At 69.6% G+C, this 21003-nt stretch carries 17 protein-coding genes; 9 read left to right on the top strand and 8 right to left on the bottom strand.

The window, feature by feature from the left end; all coding sequences use genetic code 11:
• Positions 1-6 precede the first annotated feature (6 nt).
• Genes OHB49_RS05865 through OHB49_RS05850 form a run of 4 tightly spaced genes read left to right on the top strand, consistent with a single transcriptional unit; the run spans position 7 to position 4850 of the window.
• Positions 7-789 (top strand): enoyl-CoA hydratase/isomerase family protein, encoded by a 783-nt coding sequence (locus OHB49_RS05865; RefSeq protein WP_329158496.1) that lies wholly within the window; start codon positions 7-9, stop codon positions 787-789.
• A gap of 30 nt (positions 790-819) precedes the next feature.
• Entirely contained in the window at positions 820-1941 is a 1122-nt protein-coding gene (locus OHB49_RS05860; RefSeq protein ID WP_329158494.1) for an acyl-CoA dehydrogenase family protein, read from the top strand.
• Positions 1938-2975: an acyl-CoA dehydrogenase family protein gene (locus tag OHB49_RS05855; protein ID WP_329158492.1), complete on the top strand. Its 1038-nt coding sequence runs from the start codon at positions 1938-1940 to the stop codon at positions 2973-2975. The genes OHB49_RS05860 and OHB49_RS05855 overlap by 4 nt, the downstream gene beginning before the upstream one ends.
• A gap of 6 nt (positions 2976-2981) precedes the next feature.
• Positions 2982-4850, top strand: coding sequence for an alkyl/aryl-sulfatase (locus OHB49_RS05850; protein WP_329158490.1), 1869 nt, complete (start codon positions 2982-2984; stop codon positions 4848-4850).
• Positions 4851-5107: 257 nt separating this feature from the next.
• Here OHB49_RS05850 and OHB49_RS05845 read toward each other — a convergent pair whose 3' ends face one another.
• From OHB49_RS05845 to OHB49_RS05825, 5 genes are all read right to left on the bottom strand, one after another.
• A complete protein-coding gene (locus OHB49_RS05845) occupies positions 5108-6808 on the bottom strand; it encodes a class I adenylate-forming enzyme family protein (RefSeq protein ID WP_329158489.1) in 1701 nt (566 codons plus the stop codon).
• Positions 6809-6954: 146 nt separating this feature from the next.
• Positions 6955-7719 (bottom strand): crotonase/enoyl-CoA hydratase family protein, encoded by a 765-nt coding sequence (locus OHB49_RS05840; protein ID WP_329158487.1) that lies wholly within the window; start codon positions 7717-7719, stop codon positions 6955-6957.
• 65 nt (positions 7720-7784) lie between these two features.
• Positions 7785-8696 (bottom strand): acyl-CoA thioesterase, encoded by a 912-nt coding sequence (locus tag OHB49_RS05835; RefSeq protein WP_329158486.1) that lies wholly within the window; start codon positions 8694-8696, stop codon positions 7785-7787.
• 11 nt (positions 8697-8707) lie between these two features.
• A complete protein-coding gene (locus tag OHB49_RS05830) occupies positions 8708-9874 on the bottom strand; it encodes a thiolase family protein (protein WP_329158484.1) in 1167 nt (388 codons plus the stop codon).
• Positions 9875-9908: 34 nt separating this feature from the next.
• Positions 9909-11066, bottom strand: a complete 1158-nt coding sequence (locus OHB49_RS05825) for an acyl-CoA dehydrogenase family protein (protein ID WP_329158482.1) — start codon at positions 11064-11066, stop codon at positions 9909-9911.
• A gap of 286 nt (positions 11067-11352) precedes the next feature.
• Between OHB49_RS05825 and OHB49_RS05820 the strand changes: the two genes are divergently transcribed.
• Entirely contained in the window at positions 11353-11622 is a 270-nt protein-coding gene (locus OHB49_RS05820) for a hypothetical protein (RefSeq protein WP_329158480.1), read from the top strand.
• 262 nt (positions 11623-11884) lie between these two features.
• On the opposite strand, the gene OHB49_RS05815 is transcribed toward OHB49_RS05820, so the two are convergent.
• On the bottom strand, positions 11885-13087 hold the full coding sequence (locus OHB49_RS05815; protein WP_329158478.1) for a TetR/AcrR family transcriptional regulator: 1203 nt from the start codon (positions 13085-13087) through the stop codon (positions 11885-11887).
• Between the two features lie 501 nt (positions 13088-13588).
• Here OHB49_RS05815 and OHB49_RS05810 point away from each other — a divergent pair.
• From OHB49_RS05810 to OHB49_RS05800, 3 genes are all read left to right on the top strand, one after another.
• On the top strand, positions 13589-14920 hold the full coding sequence (locus OHB49_RS05810; RefSeq protein WP_329158477.1) for an MFS transporter: 1332 nt from the start codon (positions 13589-13591) through the stop codon (positions 14918-14920).
• A gap of 371 nt (positions 14921-15291) precedes the next feature.
• Complete coding sequence (locus tag OHB49_RS05805; RefSeq protein ID WP_030979907.1) at positions 15292-16449, top strand: acyl-CoA dehydrogenase family protein; 1158 nt, start codon at positions 15292-15294, stop codon at positions 16447-16449.
• Between the two features lie 147 nt (positions 16450-16596).
• Positions 16597-17745 (top strand): CaiB/BaiF CoA transferase family protein, encoded by a 1149-nt coding sequence (locus OHB49_RS05800; RefSeq protein WP_329158474.1) that lies wholly within the window; start codon positions 16597-16599, stop codon positions 17743-17745.
• A gap of 94 nt (positions 17746-17839) precedes the next feature.
• On the opposite strand, the gene OHB49_RS05795 is transcribed toward OHB49_RS05800, so the two are convergent.
• A complete protein-coding gene (locus OHB49_RS05795; protein WP_329158473.1) occupies positions 17840-19396 on the bottom strand; it encodes a right-handed parallel beta-helix repeat-containing protein in 1557 nt (518 codons plus the stop codon).
• Between the two features lie 353 nt (positions 19397-19749).
• Between OHB49_RS05795 and OHB49_RS05790 the strand changes: the two genes are divergently transcribed.
• Positions 19750-20292 (top strand): FABP family protein, encoded by a 543-nt coding sequence (locus tag OHB49_RS05790; protein WP_329158472.1) that lies wholly within the window; start codon positions 19750-19752, stop codon positions 20290-20292.
• 95 nt (positions 20293-20387) lie between these two features.
• On the opposite strand, the gene OHB49_RS05785 is transcribed toward OHB49_RS05790, so the two are convergent.
• Positions 20388-20954, bottom strand: coding sequence for a TetR/AcrR family transcriptional regulator (locus OHB49_RS05785; RefSeq protein WP_329158469.1), 567 nt, complete (start codon positions 20952-20954; stop codon positions 20388-20390).
• Positions 20955-21003: the final 49 nt, after the last annotated feature.

Genomic DNA, 21003 nt, shown 5'->3' with positions numbered 1-21003 from the left:
ACGGCGATGGCCGACCTCGAATACACGGTTCGCGACCACATCGCGACCATCCTGCTCAACCGCCCCGAGCGCAAGAACGCCTTCACCATCGACATGGTGCACACCTGGGCCGACTCCCTGATCGAGGCCCAGCGCGACCCGGAGGTGCGGGTGATCGTCGTCAGCGGCGCCGGCGGCTCCTTCTGCTCCGGCGTGGACCTCTCCGCCTTCAAGGGGGAGCAGCGGCCGCCGTTGGGGGAGAAGGAGCTGCTGACCCAGCACGTGCACCGGGTCGCGCTCGCCCTGGAGGATGTCGACAAGCCGGTGATCGCCGCCGTCGCCGGACCTGCCGTGGGCGCCGGAATGGACATGGCGCTCCTGTGCGACCTGCGCTTCGCAGGACGCAGCGCCCGCTTCTCCGAGGGCTACATCAAGGTGGGCCTGGTCCCGGGTGACGGCGGCTGCTGGCTGCTGCCCCGCGCCGTGGGCACCTCCACCGCTCTGCGGATGCTGTGGACGGGCGACTTCGTCGGCGCCGACGAGGCGCTGCGCATCGGCCTGGCGGACGAAGTGCACGAGGACGAGGAGCTGATGGACGCGGTGTACGCGTATGCCACCCGGCTCGCCGAGCGCCCGCCGGCCGCGATCCGCACCATCAAGCGTGCCGTCCGCCAGGGCGCCCGCCACGACCTGCGGACCGCCCTCGACCTGATCTCGTCCCACATGGCCGTGATCACCTCGACCGAGGACTCCGCCGAGGCGTTCGCAGCCTTCCAGGAGAAGCGCCCCGGCGTCTTCAACGGCCGCTGAGCCCCTCGTCGCTACGCCCGAAAGGCCATCATGGACCACTCTCCAGGACCGGACTCCTGCGCCCGACTGCGCGAACGGGTCCGCCGGTTGACCGCCGAGTGGCGGGACGCCGGACGCTACACCCCCCGCAGTGACTCCTGGCTGCGCTCCTTCGACCTGGAGTTCAGCAAGGAGCTCGCAGCCCGCGGCCTCATCGCGATGACGTACCCGAAGGAGTTCGGCGGCGCCGCGCGGACCAACGTCGAGCGCCTCGCCGTCACCGAGGAACTGCTGCGCGCAGGCGCCCCCGTCGCCGCCCACTGGATCGGCGACCGGCAGATCGGCCCCGCGGTCCTGCGCCACGGTACGCGTGCGCTCCAGGAGGAGATCGTGCCGAAGATCGCCTCCGGCGAGGCCGTGTTCTGCCTGGGCATGAGCGAGCCGGAGGCCGGATCCGACCTGGCCTCGGTGAGGACCACCGCGGAGCGGACCGACGGTGGCTGGCTGGTCAACGGCCACAAGATCTGGACCACTCAGGCCCACCACGCCACCCACGCCTACGTCCTCGCCCGCACCTCGCGCGCGGAGCGGAAACACGAGGGGCTCAGCGAGTTCGTCCTCGACATGGACGCCGAGGGGGTGTCGGTCACCCCGATCGTCGACCTCGCGGGTGAGCACCACTTCAACGAGGTGCGCTTCGAGAACGTCGTCGTGCCCACCCACCGCCTCATCGGCGAGGCCGGCCAGGGCTGGAAGCAGGTCGTCGAGCAGCTCTCCTTCGAGCGCGGCGGCGCCGAGCGCTCCCTTTCCAGCTACCCCGTCCTCGTGGAGCTGATCGCCGCGGCCGCCCGCGACAAGGACGACCGGGAGCTGCACGCGCTGCTCGGCTCCCTCGTCGCCCGCCTCGCGGTCCTTCGCCGGCTCTGCTTCGAGGTCGCCGGCGCCATGGACGCGGGTCGGGCCCCCGTCCAGCAGGCCGCGGCCCTGAAGTTCCTCGGCAACGCCTTCGAACACGACATCATCGAGGCGCTGCGCCGCACCGACCTCTGCCAGGACCCCGCCTTCGGCTCCGTCTTCGGTCAGGCGCTGCTCGCCTCTCCGGCCTTCAGCCTGCGCGGCGGCGCGGCCGAGGTGCTGCTCTCCCTCATCGCCCGCCAGGAGGCCCGCTCATGAGCCAGTTCGCCGACGAACTGCGCAGCCTGGTCGACGACCTGGCCGCATCCGGCAAACCCGAACTGTGGGACAGCCTGGTCGGGTCGGGACTTCCCCGGGTCGGCATCGACGAGGACAAGGGCGGCTCCGGCGGCTGCCTCGACGATCTGCTCGTGGTGGTCGAATCCCTCGGCAGGCACGGCATCGGCGTACCGATCGTCGAGGCGTCCACAGCGGACTGGGTCCTCAGTCATGCCGGCGGCCTCGCCGAAGGCCTCACCACGGTCCTGCTGCTCGACGAGGTGCCCGACGCCTCCACCGGCACTCTCACCGCCGAGCTGACCACCGTGCCGTGGGCCCGCGACGCCGCACGCCTGGTGCTGTGCGCGCCCGGCGCCGCGCCGCTCTTCGTCGACCTGGCCCATGCCTCGGTCACCGTGCGGCCCGTGGACAACATCGCCGGCGAGCCCCGCGACACCGTGCTCCTCGCGGGCACGCCCGTCACCGCCGTCGAGGGCGCGCCGGAATACGCCGAGGTCCGTGAGCGCCTTGCCCTGCTGTGGTCGGCCGCCGTGCTCGGCGCCGCCCAGGGCGCGTACCGCCTCACCAAGAAGTACGTCTCCGAGCGGGAGCAGTTCGGCGCACCCCTGCTCAAGATCCCGGCCGTCGCCGGCAACCTGGCCCGGATGCGCGTCCAGCTCATCCAGGCCGACGCCGCCCTGGCCCTGGCCCGTGAGGCCGCACCGCTCGACGGCGCCATCGAGATCGTACGGATCACCACGGCCTCCGCTGCCACCGAGATCGCCCAGATCGCGCACCAGTTGCACGGCGCGATAGGCATCACGGAGGAGTACCCGCTGCACCGCCTGACCCGCCGCCTCTGGTCCTGGCGGGACGCCGTCACGTCCGAGCGCCGCTGGGCCGAGAGCCTCGGCAGGCGCGCTGCCGAAGCGGGCGAGACCGGCGTCTGGACGCGGATCACCGCCACCGGTCGATGGAGCCCCGACGTGGACGACGGCGGCGGTCCGCGTCACCACCCCACCCGCGAGGAATGAGTAGCGATGCCTTCCACACCCGTATTCGACTGGGACGACACCACCGATCAGGTCAACGCCACGCGCGGCCTGATCGACAGGTTGGAGCCCTGCGTCGTGCGCAACGAGGCGGGCCGGGTCGTCTGGGACAACGACCGCTGGGACTTCCTGAACAAGGACGACTGCCCCGACACGGTGCACCCGAGCCTGTGGCGGCAGAGCCGGCTCAACACCGCGCAGGGCCTGTTCGAGGTCGTACCCGGCATCTACCAGGTTCGCGGCCTCGACGTCTCCAACATGACGATCATCGAGGGCGAGACCGGTCTGGTCGTCGTCGACCCGCTGACGTCGAGGGAGGTCGCCGCCGAGGCGCTCGGGCTGTACATCCGCAACCGCGGTGAGCGCACCGTCAAGGCCGTGATCTATACGCACAGCCACGGCGACCACTTCGGCGGAGTCCTCGGAGTCACCACGAACGAGGCGGTGGCGGCCGGGGACTGCCTGGTCATCGCCCCGGACGAGTTCATGCACCACGCGGTCAGCGAGAACATCTTCGCCGGCCCGGCGATGATGCGCCGCGCCGTCTACATGTACGGCCGCTCGCTGCCCGTCGGCGCCGAGGCCTCGGTCGGCTTCGGCCTCGGCCAGGCCCTGTCCACCGGCACCGTCGGCCTCATCGCGCCGACGGACACCGTCACCGGCACCGGCCAGGAGTTCGTCGTCGACGGTGTACGGCTGTTCTTCCAGCTGACGCCCGACACCGAGGCGCCCTCGGAGATGAACTTCTACCTGCCGGACCACCGAGTCCTGCTCATCGCCGAGAACGTCAACCACTCGCTGCACAACATCCTCACTCTGCGCGGCGCCCAGGTCCGCGACGCGCACGCCTGGGCGTCGTACATCACCGAGTCGATCAGGCTCTTCGACCAGGTCGAGGTGCTCATCGGCTCCCACAACTGGCCGACGTGGGGCAACGACGAGGTGATGCGGATGCTTGTCGAGCAGCGCGACGCCTACGCGTACATCCACGACCAGACCGTCCGGCTGATGAACCAGGGGCTCACCGGCCCCGAGATCGCCGAGGAGATCCAGTCCTTCCCCGGCGAGCTGGGGCGGGCCTGGAGCGTGCGCGGCTACTACGGCTCCATCAGCCACAACGTCAAGGCGGTGTACCAGCGCTACATGGGCTGGTACGACGGCAACCCGGCGCATCTGTGGCAGCACCCGCCGGTCGAGCAGGCCAAGCGGTACGTCGCGGCCATCGGCGGCGCGGACACCACCGTCGCCACGGCCCGCGAGGCGTTCGAGACCGGCGATCTGCGCTGGGCCGCCGAACTGCTCAACCATGTGCTCTTCGCCGAACCGGAGCACGTTTCGGCCCGCGAACTGCAGATCGCCACCTACGAGCGGCTCGGCTTCGCCCAGGAGAACGGCACCTGGCGCAACATCTACCTCACCGGCGCCAAGGAGCTCCGCGAGGCCGGCCAGGAGACCCGCCGGACCGGAGCTCCCGGCAAGGAGAGCGTCGAGATGCTCGCCGCCCTCGCCACCGGGCAGATCTTCGAGTCCCTGGCGGTCCGCCTCGACGGTCCCCGGGCGGCGGCCCACCGGCTGCTGCTGCGCTGGGAGTTCACCGACACCGACGAGGTGTTCACTCTCCTCGTCGGCAACGGCGTGCTCACCCCGATGAAGGGAGACGCGCCGGGTGGGGAGGCTCCACAGCTGACCGTGCGGCTGGAGCGGGCCGCGCTCAACATGGTGCTCGCCCAGCGCACCACCTTCACGGAGGCGATCGGTTCGGGCGCGATGGCGGTGGAGGGCGATGTCACCGTCCTCGCCACCTTCCACGGCCTCCTGGAGAAGCCGGCGCGCAACTTCCCGATCGCCCTGCCGTAACGAGCGCTCCACAGCACCGGGGCCCGCGTCGAGCGGACCCCGGTGTTCTTCTGTCTCTGCGAACTCTCGTGATCCACTACGGGAATCCCTGCATGAACACGACCAGCATGTCGACCGTCGTCGAGCCCGTGCCCAGGCCGAAGAGGATGCCGAGGCGCACCGCCACGAATGGCTCCGATGGGTGACGGTGTGACAGATCACCGAACGGCGGGGCCGGGCAGAGTGACCACTCCGCCCGGCCCCGCCGTGAATGCCCGTCAGGAGTCGGTCGCCCGCCTGCGCAGCTCCGTCTTGAGGATCTTGCCCGTCGCCGAGAGCGGCAGCTCGTCCACGACCACCACGTCACGGATCCGCTGGTACGGGGCGACGCGCGCCGCGACGTACGCCATCAGCTCCTCGGCGATCGCCGCCCGATCCGGCGTTTCCGCCTCGGCCTTCACGGAGACGAACGCGACCGGGATCTCGCCGTGCTCAGGGTGCGGCCGGCCCACGACGGAGGCCTGGGCGACCGCCGGGTGCTCACGCAGGATGTTCTCCAGCGGGCCGGGGTACACGTTGTACCCCTTGTAGATGAGCATGTCCTTCGCCCGGCCGACCAGGGACAGCCAGCCCTGCTCGTCGAGCGTGCCGAGGTCACCGGTGCGCAGCCAGCCGTCCACGTACTGTCCCGCGGTGAGTTCGGGATGGCCGAGGTAGCCCGCCGTGACCTGCGGACCGCGGACCCAGACCTCGCCCTTCTCGCCCGGCGCCACCGGGGTGACACCGTCCGTCTCCCGGATCTCGATCGCGGTGTCGAAGAGTGCCAGGCCGGTACTGCCCTCCGGGCGTGGCGTCGAGCGGTCCAGCGGGCTGATCGAGACGCCCATGGTCGCCTCCGTCAGTCCGTAACCGTCGCTGACGACGGCGTTCGGGAAGACCTCGGCGAGCTCCGCGGCCGCGGCCGGATTGATGGGTGCCGAGCCGCTGCTGACCAGCCGTACGCACGAAAGGTCGCGCTCCCGCACGTCCCGTACGGAGAGGACGGCGTGGCACAGCGCGGGGGAGCCGGTGACGGCGTGGACGCCCAGCTGCTCGATGGTGTCCAGGTACCGGACGGCATCGAACCGGCCGAACACGACGACCGTGAGCCCGGCGACGACGAAGATGCTCTGGCTGACCATGCCCATGCCGTGGAAGAGCGGGGCGACGGAGATGCCGGTCGCGGCGCCGATCGGAATGTGGTGCGGGGTCCGGGCCTCGGTCACATGGCGCAGCGTGATGTGGCCCTGCTCGTCCGTGTGCGGGAGTGCGGCGCTGCGCCAGCACGCCACCTGGAGCACGTTCCTGAAGAGGTTGCGGTGCAGGACCCGGACGGCCTTGGGCACGCCCGTCGTGCCGCCGGTGAAGGCGAGGTGAGCGACCGCTTCCCCGTCCACCGCCGTAGCCGGCGCTGCCTCGGCCTTCATCAGGTCGTCGAACTCGACCGTGGGGACCGGGAATCCGGCGGGGGCCCGGTCGCCGGCGGGGGCCGCGGCCGTGGCCGGTGCGAGACAGACGCGGCGGACCGCCTCGGAGCCCTTCAGGGCTTCGGACATCTGCGCGGCGACGGAGGGGTGGGTGAAGACCGCGACCGCGCCCGAGTCGTCGAGCTGACGGCGCAGCGCGAGGGGCGGCTGCGTCGGGTTGACCGGCACCACGGAGGCGCCTGCGAGCAGGATGCCGTAGTAAGCGACGGTGAACCAGATCGAGTTGGGCATGTGGACGGCGACGGCGTCGTCCGGGGCGATGCCCTGTTCGCGCAGCCCTTGGGCCACCCGCAGGGACCGCTCGTACAGCTCCGCGAAGGTGAGCCGCTCATCTCCGTCGATCAGCGCCGCACGGTCGGGGTAGGCGTGGGCGGATCCGGCGAGCAGATCCGCGATCGTGCCGTCGGGGTAGTCGAGGGTGCGGGGCATCCCTTTCGGCCAGATGGTGGTCATGGCGGAACTCCTTTGTCCAGTCATGCCCGAGCGTTGCGTCGGGACTGTAGCTGTGGTCCACCTCGGTGCCGTGGAGCTCGACGTTGCGGCGCACCGGGGCGTGGGGCGGCGGCGGAGCCGTCTGGGCCGGTCCGGTGGATCTGCCCCTAACGGCCGCCCCAGACAGGGGTCCGCTTCTCGGTGAACGCCCGCGCGCCCTCCTTGGCGTCCGCCGACGCGAAGACCGGGGCACACGCGGCGCGGTTGCGGTCCCAGACCTCGTCGGCCGACCAGTCGGCCGAGTCCACCACGATTCCCTTGCTGGCGCGCACGGCCAGCGGGCCGTTGGCGGCGATCTCCCTCGCGAGGTTCAGGGCCCCCTCCAGCGCCTCGCCGTGCGCGGTCAGCTCGTTGACCATGCCGAGCTCGTAACCGCGCTCGGCACCGAGGAAGGCACCGGTCAGCGCATACTGCATGGCCACGTTGTACGGGATCTTCCTTGGCAGGCGCACCAGGCCGCCACCTGCCGCGATGAGGCCTCGCTTGGTCTCCGGGAGACCGAACTTCGCGGTCTTCGCGGCGACGACCATGTCGCAGGCCAGGGCCAGTTCCGTACCGCCGCCGAGTGCGTACCCCTCGACCGCGGCGATCAGCGGCTTGGCGGGCGGGGTCTCGGTGATCCCGCAGAAGCCGCGGCCGGGAACACCGGATCGCTCACCGGCGGCAAGGGCCTTGAGGTCGGCACCGGCGCAGAAGGTGCCGCCGGCGCCCGAGATCACACCGACGACGAGGTCGTCGCGGGCTTCGAGTTCGTCGATGGCCTCGGCGACGGCGTTCGCCACCGCGCGGTTGACGGCGTTGCGGGCCTCGGGGCGGTTGATCGTCACGACGGCGATGCCGTCCGCGAACGAGGTGAGGACCAGATCGGACATCAGGAGTTCCTTCGATGAGAGGAAGAGAGGGGAAGGGAGGGGGGGAAGGAGCGGGGGAGCGGGGGTCAGCTGCTGGGCGCCCGCGCCGGGCGCACCACGGTCTCCTGCACCACATGGGCGATCAGCCTGCCGTCGAGGCTCCACACCTCCGCGAAGGCGAGGCCCCGTCCGTCGCCCGCGGTGGGGCTGCGCTGGGAGAACAGCATCCACTCGTCGGCGCGGAACGGCCGGTGGAACCAGACCGCGTGGTCCAGCGACGTGAGGAACACCGACGGCGGCTCCTCGCGCAGCATCCGGGGCCGCTCCGTCGCCAGGGCCGTCGCCGGGGCGAGGAACAGGTCGGAGGCGTACGCCAGGGCGCAGGCGTGCAACATCGGATCGTCGGGCAGCCGTTCGGCCGAGCGCATCCACAGCTTCTGCTCGGTCAGGCCAGGGACCGGCTCGGCGGGCGGTGGGGCCATCCGCATCTCGACGACCCGGCAGAACTCCGCCTGGCGGTAGTCCTCCGGGTTGATGCGCTCCCAGATCTCGTACACGTCGGGGAGCGACTGCGGGTCGGCGACCTCGGCCATCGCCACTTGGCGGTCCTCGGTCTCCTCCGGTTTCTTGAAGGAGGCCGAGAGGGTGAAGACGATCTCGCCGCCCTGCACGGCGGTCACTCGGCGCGACAGGTACGAGGCGCCGTCGCGGACCCGCTCGACCGTGTAGATCAGAGGGTGGGCCGTGCTGCCCGCCCGCAGGAAGTAGCTGTGCAGCGAGTGCACGAGCCGGTCCTCGGGAACGGTGCGGCTCGCCGCCGTGAGCGCCTGGGCCGCGACCTGTCCGCCGAAGGCGCGCAGCGGGATGCCGTCGTGGCACCAGCCGCGGAACAGGTCGCGGTCCAGCTGCTCCAGGTGCAGGAATCCGCCGAAGTCCCCGAGCGGGCGTTGCTCCGTGTCGCTTCCGGGCGCTTCGGGCGCCACCGGCATCGCGGACATCAGAGACCTCCTCAGAGGAGTTCGAGGATGGTGGCGTTGGCCATGCCGCCGCCCTCGCACATGGACTGCAGGCCGTAGCGGATGTTGTTGTCGCGCATGTGGTGGACCAGGGTGGTCATGAGGCGGGCGCCGGAGCCGCCGATGGGGTGGCCGATGGCCATCGCGCCGCCGAGCGGGTTCATGCGTCCGTAGTCGGCGCCGGTCTCGCGCAGCCAGGCCAGCGTCACCGAGGCGAAGGCCTCGTTGATCTCGAAGGCGCCGATGTCGTCGACGGTGAGGCCGGCCTTCTTCAGGACTTTGGCTGTGGCGGGGATCGGGCCCTTGAGCATGGTGACCGGGTCCGTCCCGGCGACCACGGCGGTGTGGATCCGGGCCATCGGTGTCCAGCCCTGGGCCTTGGCGAACTGGCTGGTGGTGACGAGCAGGGCGCCGGTGCCGTCGGAGACCTGTGAGGCGTTGCCCGCGGTGATCGTCCCGTCCCCCTCGAAGGCGGGCTCGAGGGCGGCGAGCTTGTCCAGGGTGGAGCCTCGACGGATGCCTTCGTCGGTGTCGAAGACGCGGGTGGTGCCGTCCGCGTCGGTGATGGTGACAGGGGCGATCTGGTTCTTGAAGCGGCCCTCGTCGATGGCCTTGGCGGCGCGGGCGTGGGAGTCCAGGCCGTGCTGGTCCATCTCGGTGCGGGTGATGCCGTATTCGTCGGCGATCAGCTGGGCGCCCGTGCCCTGGTTGAATCGGATGCCGTCGTAGCGTGCGAAGACATCAGGGCCGAAGGGCTCGCCGAAGGAGCCGTCGCCGCGGGTGGTGCCCAGGGGGAGCCTGCTCATGATCTCGACGCCACCGGCGACGGCGACGTCGTACTGGCCGGCGACGACGCCGGCCGCGGCCTGGTGGACGGCCTGCTGGGAGGAGCCGCACTGGCGGTCGACGGTGACGCCGGGCACGGTCTCGGGCCAGCCGGCTGCCAGTACGGAGGCGCGGCCGACGCAGCCGGCCTGCATGCCGACGGCGGACGCGCAGCCCCAGATCACGTCGTCGACGAGCACCGGGTCGAGGCCTGTGCGCTCGACGAGGGCGTTGAGGACATGGGCGGAGAGGGAGGCGGAGTGCAGCCGAGAGAGCGAGCCGCCTCGCTTGCCGACGGGGGTGCGTACGGCGTCGACGATCACTGCGTCGCGCATGGGATTCTCCTGGAGGAAGTGGGGGATTACGGGCTCAGAGCCCGAGGTCCTTGGCGATGATCGTTTTCATGACCTCGCTGGTTCCGGCGTAGATCCGGTTGACGCGGGTGTCCGCGTAGAGGCGGGCGATCGGGTATTCGAGCATGTAGCCGTAACCGCCGTGCAGCTGGAGGCACTTGTCGATGACGCGGCCGGCTGTTTCGGTGCAGAAGAGCTTGGCCTTGGCGGCGTCGGCGGGGGTGAGCTCGCCGGTCGCATGCAGTTCGAGTGCCCGGTCGACCAGGGTCTGGGCGGCCTCGACCTCGGTTGCGCACTCGGCGAGGACGAACTTTGTGTTCTGGAACGCGGCGACCGGCTTGTCGAAGACCTGACGCTCCTTCACGTACTCGGTGGCGAAACCGATCGCGCCGGCCGCGTTCGCGTAGGCGTTGATCGCCGCGCCGAGCCGTTCCACCACGAGGTTGTGGGTGAGGTACGAGAAGGCCGCGCCCTCCTCGCCGAGCAGGTTCGCGACCGGGACCCTGACGTCGGTGAAGGACAGTTCGGCGGTGTCCTGCGCGCGCAGGCCGATCTTGTCCAGCTTGCGCCCCACGGCGAAGCCCTCGGACGTGGTGTCCACGCACAGGATCGACAGGCCGGCCCGGCGGTTGCCGGGGTCGAACGGGGCGGTGCGGCAGACCACCAGGATCAGGTCCGCCTGGGCACCTCCGGTGATGAAGGTCTTGGCGCCGTTGAGGACGTAGTGCGTGCCGTCCGCTGCAAGCCGGGCGCGGGTGGCGATGCCCGCGAGATCGGAGCCGGTGCCGGGCTCGGTCATCGCGATCGCGGTCATGACCTCGCCGGCCAGGAAACCGGGAAGCCAGCGCCGCTTCTGGTCCTCGCTCCCGAACTCCAGCAGGTAGGGCAGGACGAGACAGGTGTGCACCGACTCCGCGCCGAACCCGACACCCGCACGTCCGCACTCCTCGCGCAGCACGGCCTGGTACGTGAAGTCGGTGACGCCGGCGCCGCCGTACTCCTCGGGCACGTTGATGCCGAAGACACCCAGTTCGCCGAGCCCGCGGTACAGCTCGCGAGGGACATGGCCCTGCCGTTCCCAGTCCGCGTAATGCGGCGTGACCTCCTGGGCGATGAACTCCCGGACGGTCGCCCGGAACGCCTCGTGGTCCTCGGTGAACACGCTGCGGCGCACGATCGCACTCCCTTACTCGCGTGCCCGGCATGCTCGCCGGAACAGCATCAAGTTAATCTGCCATAACCATCCTGTCTACAACTTGACGGCTTGATTCTCCTGGCAGGGATGGGGTAACGGGAGTACCGAGTGATGTCATGCTTCCCTCATCTTCTGGGCCTGCGTGACGGTCGGCACGAAAGCCCGAGCGTTGCCGGCAGGGTCGGCCCCAGCGCGGACACTGTTGTGAACCACGAAGCCGCTGTGCGGCCGGGCCGGTGTCAGTGCTCGATGAAATGCTGTCCGCATGGACGAGCTCATGCGGCAGCGTCGGGTCTACGGCGCCGACCACGACGACCCCGACCCCGGACCGAAAGCGGGCCACGAGTACCGGGAGCTGGTCGGCGGCCCCTTGGACGGCCTGCTCCTGGACGTCACCGGGTGGACCGACGCGGCGCTGCGCGAAGGTGCGACGCTGGTCACGGAGATCGGGGCCTACGGTCCGGGCGGGCGGTCCGAGTACAAACCCAGGCTGGTCGAACCTTTGAAGTGGGACTGGCGTGGTGACACCCACTGACCGGTGAACCAGCCGCACGCCCAGCTGAGGCGACGGCTGCCCGCCGGGGCGGACCGTTCCGGGACGGAGCGCAGCCGACCGTATGAATACGCCCCTGCCCGGAACGGCCTTCACGGTTGTTCCGGGCAGCAACCCAACGCTGGATCAGCCATCAGCCATCAGCCATCAGCCATCAGTGATCGGTGATCAGCGATCAGTCATGAAGCGCGACTTCAGGGGTGATGGGCGGCGCCTTCGATGTCGGCTCCGTCGGGACGACGCCCTACGCAGCCGTGCGCGCATCCCCGGACATCAGCATCGCTGTACCGATCTCGGCCAGCCTGTCGGCGAGATCGTTACGCCGACCGAGGCGCCCCGCACGCGTGGCGTTGTCGATCACGGTCAGCACCGCAATGATGACGATCTTCGCTTCGGACGTGTCGAGTCCGGGTCTGACGCCCTCGAGCACATGAGTCCAGAGCGCGAGGTATTCGCGCTGCGACTGGCGGGACGCCTTGCGCTCCTTCTCGGGGAGCTGGTCGAGCTCCCCGATGAGCAGGCCGATCAGGTGGCTCTGAGTCAAGGCGAATTCGATGTAGGAGCGCAGCAGGCGGTCGAGGCTCTCGCTCGGGGTGCCGGACCGGTCCAGTGCGCGCGCCGTACCGGCCCTGCGCTGTTCGCCGCCCCGTAGGACGGCGGCGACGAGCAGGTCGGTCTTGGTGGGGAAGTGCTTGTAGATGCTGGGGCCTGATGCTCCGGCGGCCTCGCCGATGTCGTCGGTGCTCACCGACTGGAAGCCCCGTTCGTCGAAGAGCCGGATCGCCTCGACGAGGATCTCCTCGCGCCGGGACAGTGCGAGCCCGGCGTAGCCGCCGGTGGAGGCTTCGGCCTCGGCCGGTGCGCCTGGCCGGGTGCCGAGGGGGCAGTCGGTCGCGGCGCGCGCCAGGCGGTGGAGCAGTTCCTCGAAGCGGCGCCGGGGCAGGGACGTGCGGTGCCAGGAGATCGATCCGTAGACCGACAGCACGGCCCAGGCCAGCAACTCCAGGTCGGGGCCGTCCAGTTCGGGACGTTCTGTGTGGATCAGGGAGCCGATCCCGTCGGCGACGTCGCTCAGCGTGCGCCGTAGTTCCTCGCGGCTTTCGGCGGGCAGATGGCGTGCCTCACGCTGCCACAGAACCGCCGCGCCGCGGCCCTCCAGAGTCCGGTTCGCCGATGAACGGAGATACGTCTCGAGATCGGTGCTTCCCTCCACCGATCGCGAGATCGCGCCCATCGTGCGGTGCACGACCTGGAGCAGAAGGTCCGGCTTGCCTCGAAAGTGCCGGTAGAGCGCGGGGGCGGTGATGCCGACCGCGGCCGCGACATCAGCTACGGAGACATTGTGATACCCGCGCTCGCGGAAGAGTTCGGAAGCTGCCGAGACGATCCGCGCCTTGCGGTCCGGGGGCCTTCGTGCGGTCGTGCGACCCGAGACTTCCGTCTGCATCTGCATCTGTGTCCGTCCGCCCCTCGCTGTCGGCCCGCTGTCGTGCGGGCCGACAGCGAGCCAAAGTTACCAGCGATTCATTTGTCGACAATGTTCTTCACCTCGGGCAATGCCATCTGAAGGATATGCCCTGTGACCTGGACAGATGCGGGTATAAGTAATTTCTCCCTAACTGTCCCCGCGAGGTATGGCTCGGTGTGATCCGGGGTCGGCTGTGCGGATCCATGAGGTCGCCGGGTCGGTTCGGCGGACGCCCGGGGGTGTGCTCGGCGGCGGGTGTGCCGCTCATTGCGAGGTGAGGCGACCTCGCTGGCGCGACAAGTTAATTGACCGTAACTCTGTCACCAGGGCGAAGTGATGCGTATAGGCCATTTTTGCCTGTGTGAGGTCGGAGGTTGTGAATTACAAATAACCATGGCGATGCATCCGATCTCTTGTGGGGCCGCGTTAGGGGTGATTCACTTCACCGCCAAGTCGGGTGTTCGTACCAGGGAGGTCCTCATGGCCGTTGATCAGCAGGAAGTGCCCGGTTCCGTTCCGGCGGACGTGTCCGGGGCTCGCGATGTGCCGGTGAGGCGCAGGGCGTGGATCGTGGTCGCGCTGCTTGTGTGTCTGATGCTCGTCAACTATGCCGACAAGGTCGTTGTGGGTCTGGCCGGTGTCGGGATGAAGAGGGAACTGGCTCTGGACAACGCTCAGTTCGGCGTCATCCAGAGCAGCTTCTTCTGGCTGTTCGCCGTCGGCTGCATCCTCGGTGGCTGGCTCGGCGGCAAGGTCGGGGCGCGCTGGCTGCTCGCCGGTGTAGCCGCGGTGTGGGCGCTCAGTCTCGCCCCCATGACCGCACAGGTCGGCTTCACCGTCGTCGTGATCTGCCGGGTGCTGCTCGGCTTCGCCGAGGGGCCCACATCGGCTCTTGCGATGCAGGTCGCACACTCGTGGTTCCCGGCGCACAGGCGCGCCATTCCGAGCTCGATCGTGGTGGCCGGCGCCGGCGTGGGCCCCGTCATCGCCAACCCGGTGCTCACTGCGGTCATCACCCGCTACTCCTGGCATGCGGCGTTCGGTGTGCTGTCCGTCTTCGGTCTGGCGGTCGCGGCGCTGTGGCTGGTCTGGGGCCGGTCGGGGCCGGAGGCGGTATCGGGCGGGCATGGGCCCGGCAAGGGCGAGTCGCGGTCCGCCCTGCCTGAGCGCGTGCCGCTGGGGCGACTGTTCCGCACGGGGACCTTCATCGGCATCTCGCTCCTCTTCTTCGTCGCGTACGCCTGCACCGCGGTCAAGGTCAGCTGGCTCCCGCTCTACCTGCAGGAGGGGCTGGGCTATGACGCCGAGACGGCGGGCAATCTCGCGTCGCTGCCCTACATCGGTGCTGTCGTCTCGGTGCTCCTCGTCGGCGTGATCTCCACCGTCATGACGCAACGAGGGATCAGTAACCGGATCACCCGAGGGTTGCTGCCCGCCGCACTGGTCCTCGTCGCGGGCCTGTGCAGCATCGGCATGTCCATGCTGGACCGGGGCACTCCGCAGATGGTGATGATCATCCTGGGTGCCTCCCTGAACTCCGCCGGCTACGGCGTCGCCTTCGCCGGTGTGGCCGATGTTGCGCCGGCCAAGCAGCGCGGCATGGTCTTCGGCATCATCACCGCCATCTACAGCCTCGGCGGCATCATCGCCCCCCTCGTGCTCGGTGAGTTCGTCGCCTCGGGTGAGTCGGTCGCCATCGGGTACGGCAACGGCTTCATGACGCTCGGCGTCACGATGATCACCGGCGCGGTGGCGGCGCTGCTGCTGATCGACCCGGACAAGGACGTGGCCAGGCTCAGGGCCGGAGCCTGACCGTCGATGTGCTGCCGGTGCCCGCCGTACGGACTTTCCGGACGGCGGGCACGCGCGAGTGCGGTGCGTGGAGGTTGCGGCGGAGGATGGTGATCATTATGGCGTGGAAACCTCAACTTGGTACATGCATTCGCTTGACACGAGGCGATGCGGGGAAGAAAGTGAATTGGCCATAACCTATTTGGATGGCATCCCATGGCCATCGACGTCGCCATCGTCGGCAGCCGTACCCGCGAGTTCTCGACCGAGCCCGCCGGTGCGGTACACGCAGGACTCCAACCACATCAGCGCCCAGGTCCTGACCGTCGACGGCGGATCCCGCTGATCCGGCCCGCCTCGACATCCGACTACGACACAGCAGGGACCGACACATGAAGCGCACCATCTACAACGAGGACCACGAAGCCTTCCGGTCGATGATCCGGGACTTCATCGCCAAGGAGGTGAAACCTCACTTCGAGCAGTGGGAGCACGACAACCTCGTCGACCGCGACCTTTTCCGTAAACTCGGCGCCCTCGGCGTGATGGGCTTCGACGTCCCCGAAGAGCTCGGCGGTGCCGGCGAGACCAGCTACAAGTACCAGGTCGTCATCAACGAGGAGTGCGCCCGCGCCGCGGTCTCCTTCGGCCACTACGGCGTCTCCACCGGCATCGTCCTGCCGTACCTGCTCAACCTCGCCGACGACGAGCAGAAGAAGCGCTGGCTCCCGGGCATCGCCGCCGGCGACATCATGCTGTGCATCGCCATGACCGAGCCGGGCACCGGCTCCGACCTCGCGGGCATCCGCACCACTGCCGGACTCTCCGACGACGGCACGCACTACGTCCTCAACGGTTCCAAGACCTTCATCACCGGCGCCCGCAACTCCGAACTGTGCGTCGTCGTGGCCCGCACTTCGCCGGTCACCGTCGAGGACCGCCGCCACGGCCTGAGCCTGCTGGTCGTCCCGACCGACAGCGAGGGCTTCGAGTACGGCCGCAAGCTGGACAAGATCGGACTGAAGTCGTCCGACACCTCCGAGCTGTCCTTCACCGACGTCAGGGTCCCCGTGGAGAACCTGCTCGGAGAGCAGGACAAGGGCTTCTCCTACCTCGGCCAGAACCTCCCCCGCGAGCGGCTCTCGATCGGTGTCGGCGCATGCGCCACCGCCACCGCCGCGATCGATTTCGCCCGCGAGTACGTGATGGAGCGCCAGGTCTTCGGCAAGCCCGTGGCCGCCTTCCAGAACACCAAGTTCGTGCTCGCGGAGTGCGCGGCCGAGGTCGAGGCCCTCCAGACCATGGTCGACAAGGGGATCGAGCTCGACGACTCCGGCGAACTGACCGGCGCCGACGCTGCGAGGATCAAGCTGTTCGGCACCGAGGTCGCCGGCCGCGTCATCGACAAGTGCCTCCAGCTGCACGGCGGTTACGGATACATGCTGGAGTACCCGATCGCCCGGCTGTATGCCGACACCCGCGTCTCGCGGATCTACGGCGGCACCAGCGAGGTCATGAAGACCATCATCGCGAAGGACCTCGGTCTGTAGGTCCGGCTCAGCTGCCCGGACCGCCTTCGGTTCCCCGGCCCGGGCGACCGGCCGCCCCCGTTCACCCCCTGCGGGGCGACCGTTGTCCCCGAACGTCCCCCGGGCACGCCACCCGGAAAAATCGCCACGCGGAAAGCAGAGACTCCCTTGAGCGCCCTTCCCTCCAACGCCGCCGGCCCGCTGGCCGGCATCCGCGTCGTCGAACTCGGCGGCATCGGTCCCGGTCCCTTCGCCGGCATGCTCCTTGCCGACCAGGGCGCCGAAGTGATCCGTATCGACCGTCCGGCCGAGGCCGGCCGCCCCTCCGGACACCCGATCCTGCACCGCAACCGCCGCTCGGTCACCCTCGACCTCAAGGACCCGGCGAGCGTCGAGGCCGTGCGGGCCATCATCGACACCGCCGACGCGCTCATCGAGGGCTTCCGCCCCGGCGTCACCGAACGCCTCGGCCTCGGCCCCGAGGCCTGTCTGGCCCGCAACCCCAAACTGGTCTACGGCCGGATGACCGGCTGGGGCCAGGACGGACCACTTGCCCAAGCACCCGGCCACGACATCAACTACATCGCTGTCGCAGGCGCGTTGGGCGCTCTCGGCGGAGCCGCCGAGAACCCGCCCGTCCCGCTGAACCTCTTCGGCGACATGGGCGGCGGCGGCATGCTGCTCGCCCTGGGTATCACCACCGCACTCGTCCACGCCGAGCGCAGCGGCGAGGGCCAGGTGGTCGACGCGGCAATGACCGACGGGACCGCCGTCCAGCTCGCTCTGATCCACGGGCTGCTGGCGACGGGGCGCTGGACCGACCGGCGCGCCTCCAACCTCTTCGACGGCGCCGCACCGTTCTACCGCACCTATCGCACCTCCGACGGCGGCTACATGGCGGTCGGCAGCGTCGAGCCGCAGTTCTACGCCGTACTCCTTGAAGTCCTCGGGCTCACCGACGACCCGAGGTTCGCCAAGCAGCTCGACCGCGATGCATGGCCCGCCATGGGCGACCGACTTGCCGAGGTCTTCGCGGGCCGGACCCGGGAGGAGTGGACCGTCACCTTCGACGGCACCCAGTCGTGCGTCACGCCGGTGTACGGGCTGACCGAGGCCGCCACCCACCCGCACAACGTGGCCCGCGGCACCTACTACACCGAGGACGGCCTGCTGCAGCCCGCCCCTGCCCCGCGATTCCAGGGCACTCCCGCGGCCGACCCCACACCCGCCCCGGTCATCGGGACCCACACCCGTGAGGTGCTCACCGAGATCGGGCTCGCCCCGGAGACCGTCGACGCACTCGCTCCCACGGCCTGACCACGTTGACATCGCCGGAGTTGTCGCCTTCCTGCGGGGGAGGCGACGGCGTGCTCGGCCTTTGCTCACCCCAACGGGGGGCACCCGCCGGGCCTCAGGCAACGTGAGGCCCGGCCGCCGGGTGGGAATCGGCACCGGCGGCCGGGCGGCAGGGGTGATGCGAGTGCGGGTCAGGAGCTAACGGTTCTGGTCCGCGCCCAGGTTCGGCGGGGTCGGGATCCGGTTGCCGAAGTAGTCGCGGGTGATTCCGTCGGACACCGGGATGCCCGTCCCGAGCGCCGGAGAGCCCGCGCGCAGGCGGACGTCGCGCGGGGCTGTCGGGGAGGCCGAGGCGAGGAGCGGGTCGGCGGTGAGGGCGGGAGGTGTCGCGCGGATGGGCCGTGCGCCAGTAGAGGTTGTTCTCGTAGACGCTCCGGGTGTCGTTGATCGGGGAACCGCCGGACGCCCCGACGAAGATGTTGTTGCGGAAGGTGACCCCGGTCGGGCCGTTGTCGGAGACGAGGGCCGTGTTCGCCTCGTCGGTGACGATGGTGTTGCCGTAGACCAGGGTGTCGGTGGTGGCAGCGCAGACGACCGAGACCACGCCGTACGGGGACATGGTGTTGCGGTCGTTGATGCTGATGTTGTGGCGGACCCGGTTGCCGTCGGTCGTCATCCCCGCGCCGTTGCAGATCAGCAGGAAGCCGCCCTCGTTGTCGTGGCTGTAGTTGTACTGGTAGACGTTGCGGTTGTTGCCGCCGCCGATGTCGTACGCCATCGAGTCGAGGGTGCCGTGGCCGCCGGTCACCTCGTTGTACTGGTAGAGGACGTCGTCCGAATTCCAGGCCCAGATACCGGCGTTGTAGCCGGCCGAGCGCATGTTGAAGCCGTCCACGTAGTTGTGCTCGACCAGTGCGTCCTTCGCGGTCTGTACGACGATGCCGTCGCCGCCGACGTCGTACACCTTGTTGCGCCGGATCCGCAGCCCGGTGATCGCCTCCCAACTGGTGCCGGGGCCGTTCGGGTGCTCGGCCCTGCGCCCCCAGCTGGAGCCGGTGCCGATGCCGGTGCGGTCGGTGTGGCGGACGGTCGAGTCCTCGATCCGTACGCCGTCGAAACGGGTCGGGACCGCCGAGCCGGTGACGGAGAAGAGGATGCCGCCGCTTGGGTCGGGATCCTTGAAGTCGGCGCCGTTGACGTCGTGCACGTCCACCCCGTCGACGACGTAGTGGCTGCCCACGCCGTGGTCGGTGAGCCGCACGAGCAGGCCCGCGCGGCGGTCCGTCGTGGTGTGCGCGCCGGTGTTGGAGATGTCGAGATTGCGCAGCTCCCAGCCCTCGACGTTGACCAGGAACACCGCGGCCCTGGCGCCCTCGCCGTCGATGTGCGGCTTCGCCCCCTTCCCGTACGCGTCGATGGAGATCGGCTCCGCGGCCGTTCCGGAACCGGTCGGGGCGAGCACCCCGGTGCAGGTGCGGCCACGGCGCAGCAGCAGCCGGTCGCCCGGCTCGTACGCGCGCGAGGCCTTGGCGAGGGTGCGCCACGCCGTGCCGCTGTTCGTGCCCGAGGCCTGGTCGCTGCCGCGCAGACAGTCCACGTAGTACGTGGTGCCGGACGTTCCGCCGGGTTCGTGTGCGGAAGCGGCCGCCGGGAGCAGACCGGTCACGCTCACGGCGGCCGCGAGCGCGGTGACGGCTGCCTTGCTGCGTATCAGGGAGATCGACGTGGCCGGAAACTTGCCAGGCGGCCGGCATTCGGGCCATGGACCTACGTAGCCGGTACTTGGACCTCTGGCTGGCCGTCCGCAAGGGCCGCCGCACCGTCCCAGTGCGTCCCCTCACCTCATCCGCGCCCCGAGACGCAGCTGCGCGGCAGCTCCGACGACGCCGGGTCACATGACAGCACGGGCGCCCCGCCGGGAAACATCTCCCGCCACACGCTGCGGGAGCTTCCCTGCCCGTCGCCGAGTGGAACGACACTCTAGGCTTCGACCCGGCACCTGCCCCGACCCCAGGAGCGCACACCGTGTTCGACCCCGCAGCGGAGCCCCCGTACCCCGATGGCCACCGACCGGACGAGGAGCCCGCTCCGCACGCACTGCTGTCGCCCGTGATCGGCCTCCTGGGCACCTGGCGCGGCCGAGGACGCGGCGGGTACCCGACACTCGCCGGGGACTTCGAGTACGCGCAGGAGGTCACCTTCAGCCACGACGGCCGCCCTTTCCTTCGCTATGAGGCCCGCGCCTGGCTGCTCGACGCCGACGACGCACCGCTGCGTCCGGCAGCCCGGGAGAGCGGCTGGTGGCGACTGCAGCCCGACGGCCGCGTGGAGGCACTCATCACCCAGCCCACCGGCATCGCGGAGATCGCGGTCGGCCGTGCGACCGACAACACGGTCGACCTCTCCACCCACGACGTGGCTCTCACCCCCACCGCCAAGGAGGTCACTGCCACCCGCCGCCGTTATGCCCTGGCCGACGATGCCACGCTCACGTTCGTACACGACCTCGCGGCAGTCGGTCAGCCGTTGCAACACCATCTCTCGGCGCGGCTGCGACGCAGGGATTAGGCGGCTACTCCGTCACGTGCACAGGGGAGCTCTGTGCGTCGAAACCCGTTGTGTGTGGATGCTTTACACGCCGCTCGGAAATCCCTGAGAAGCCCCTAACTGCCCGCGGTCACGGCCTTGAGTGCGTCGAGTGCCTCCCGCATCAACAGCGACAGCTCGCGTTCCTCGTCCGCCGCGATCCAGCGATGGAAGCCGACTTTGAAGAGGGCGACCCCTGTCTCGGCGGCCAGGCTCGCGTCCGGTTCCGGAACGCCGTGCCGGCGCAGGGTGTCGGCGAGCGCGGCCGAGGTCGAGGCGAGCTTGATCAGGTCGCGTTCCTGGAGCTCGGGGTTCGACATGATCACAGCCTGTCGAGTGCGTACGAAGTCGCGTTGGTCGGCGAGCATCTCGGCGATCGCGTCAAGACCCGCTGCCAGAGCGTCGATCGGCGCCACGGACTCCAGGGCACCGGCGACCGCCCCCACGAACCGGTCCTGAAACTCGCCGGCGGTGGCGAACAGCACCTCGCGCTTGTCGGCGTAGTGATTGAAGAAGGTCCGCTCCGTGAGCCCGGCGCGTTTGGCGATCTCCGCCACGGTTGTCTGCTCGTATCCGCGCTCGCTGTAGAGCTCCAGCGCCGCTGTCGCCAGGCGCCCGCGTGCGTTCGGCTCCCATCTACCCATGGGCAGATCCTACGTGATTACAGTGGCTGCAATCAGATGTTAAGGTCGA

This window comes from Streptomyces sp. NBC_01717 (assembly GCF_036248255.1).
Lineage (GTDB): Bacteria > Actinomycetota > Actinomycetes > Streptomycetales > Streptomycetaceae > Streptomyces.
Note: the sequence above shows the minus strand (reverse complement) of the source record. Positions and strands in the feature narration are given on the sequence as shown.

Bases quoted from the DNA above. Each gene is read 5' to 3' on its own strand.
- OHB49_RS05835 (WP_329158486.1), bottom strand. From the start codon at position 8,696: ATGTCCGCGATGCCGGTGGCGCCCGAAGCGCCCGGAAGCGACACGGAG.
- OHB49_RS05815 (WP_329158478.1), bottom strand. From the start codon at position 13,087: ATGCAGACGGAAGTCTCGGGTCGCACGACCGCACGAAGGCCCCCGGAC.
- OHB49_RS05855 (WP_329158492.1), top strand. From the start codon at position 1,938: ATGAGCCAGTTCGCCGACGAACTGCGCAGCCTGGTCGACGACCTGGCC.
- OHB49_RS05785 (WP_329158469.1), bottom strand. From the start codon at position 20,954: ATGGGTAGATGGGAGCCGAACGCACGCGGGCGCCTGGCGACAGCGGCG.
- OHB49_RS05840 (WP_329158487.1), bottom strand. From the start codon at position 7,719: ATGTCCGATCTGGTCCTCACCTCGTTCGCGGACGGCATCGCCGTCGTG.
- OHB49_RS05860 (WP_329158494.1), top strand. From the start codon at position 820: ATGGACCACTCTCCAGGACCGGACTCCTGCGCCCGACTGCGCGAACGG.
- OHB49_RS05805 (WP_030979907.1), top strand. From the start codon at position 15,292: ATGAAGCGCACCATCTACAACGAGGACCACGAAGCCTTCCGGTCGATG.
- OHB49_RS05850 (WP_329158490.1), top strand. From the start codon at position 2,982: ATGCCTTCCACACCCGTATTCGACTGGGACGACACCACCGATCAGGTC.
- OHB49_RS05820 (WP_329158480.1), top strand. From the start codon at position 11,353: ATGGACGAGCTCATGCGGCAGCGTCGGGTCTACGGCGCCGACCACGAC.
- OHB49_RS05830 (WP_329158484.1), bottom strand. From the start codon at position 9,874: ATGCGCGACGCAGTGATCGTCGACGCCGTACGCACCCCCGTCGGCAAG.
- OHB49_RS05865 (WP_329158496.1), top strand. From the start codon at position 7: ATGGCCGACCTCGAATACACGGTTCGCGACCACATCGCGACCATCCTG.
- OHB49_RS05810 (WP_329158477.1), top strand. From the start codon at position 13,589: ATGGCCGTTGATCAGCAGGAAGTGCCCGGTTCCGTTCCGGCGGACGTG.
- OHB49_RS05845 (WP_329158489.1), bottom strand. From the start codon at position 6,808: ATGACCACCATCTGGCCGAAAGGGATGCCCCGCACCCTCGACTACCCC.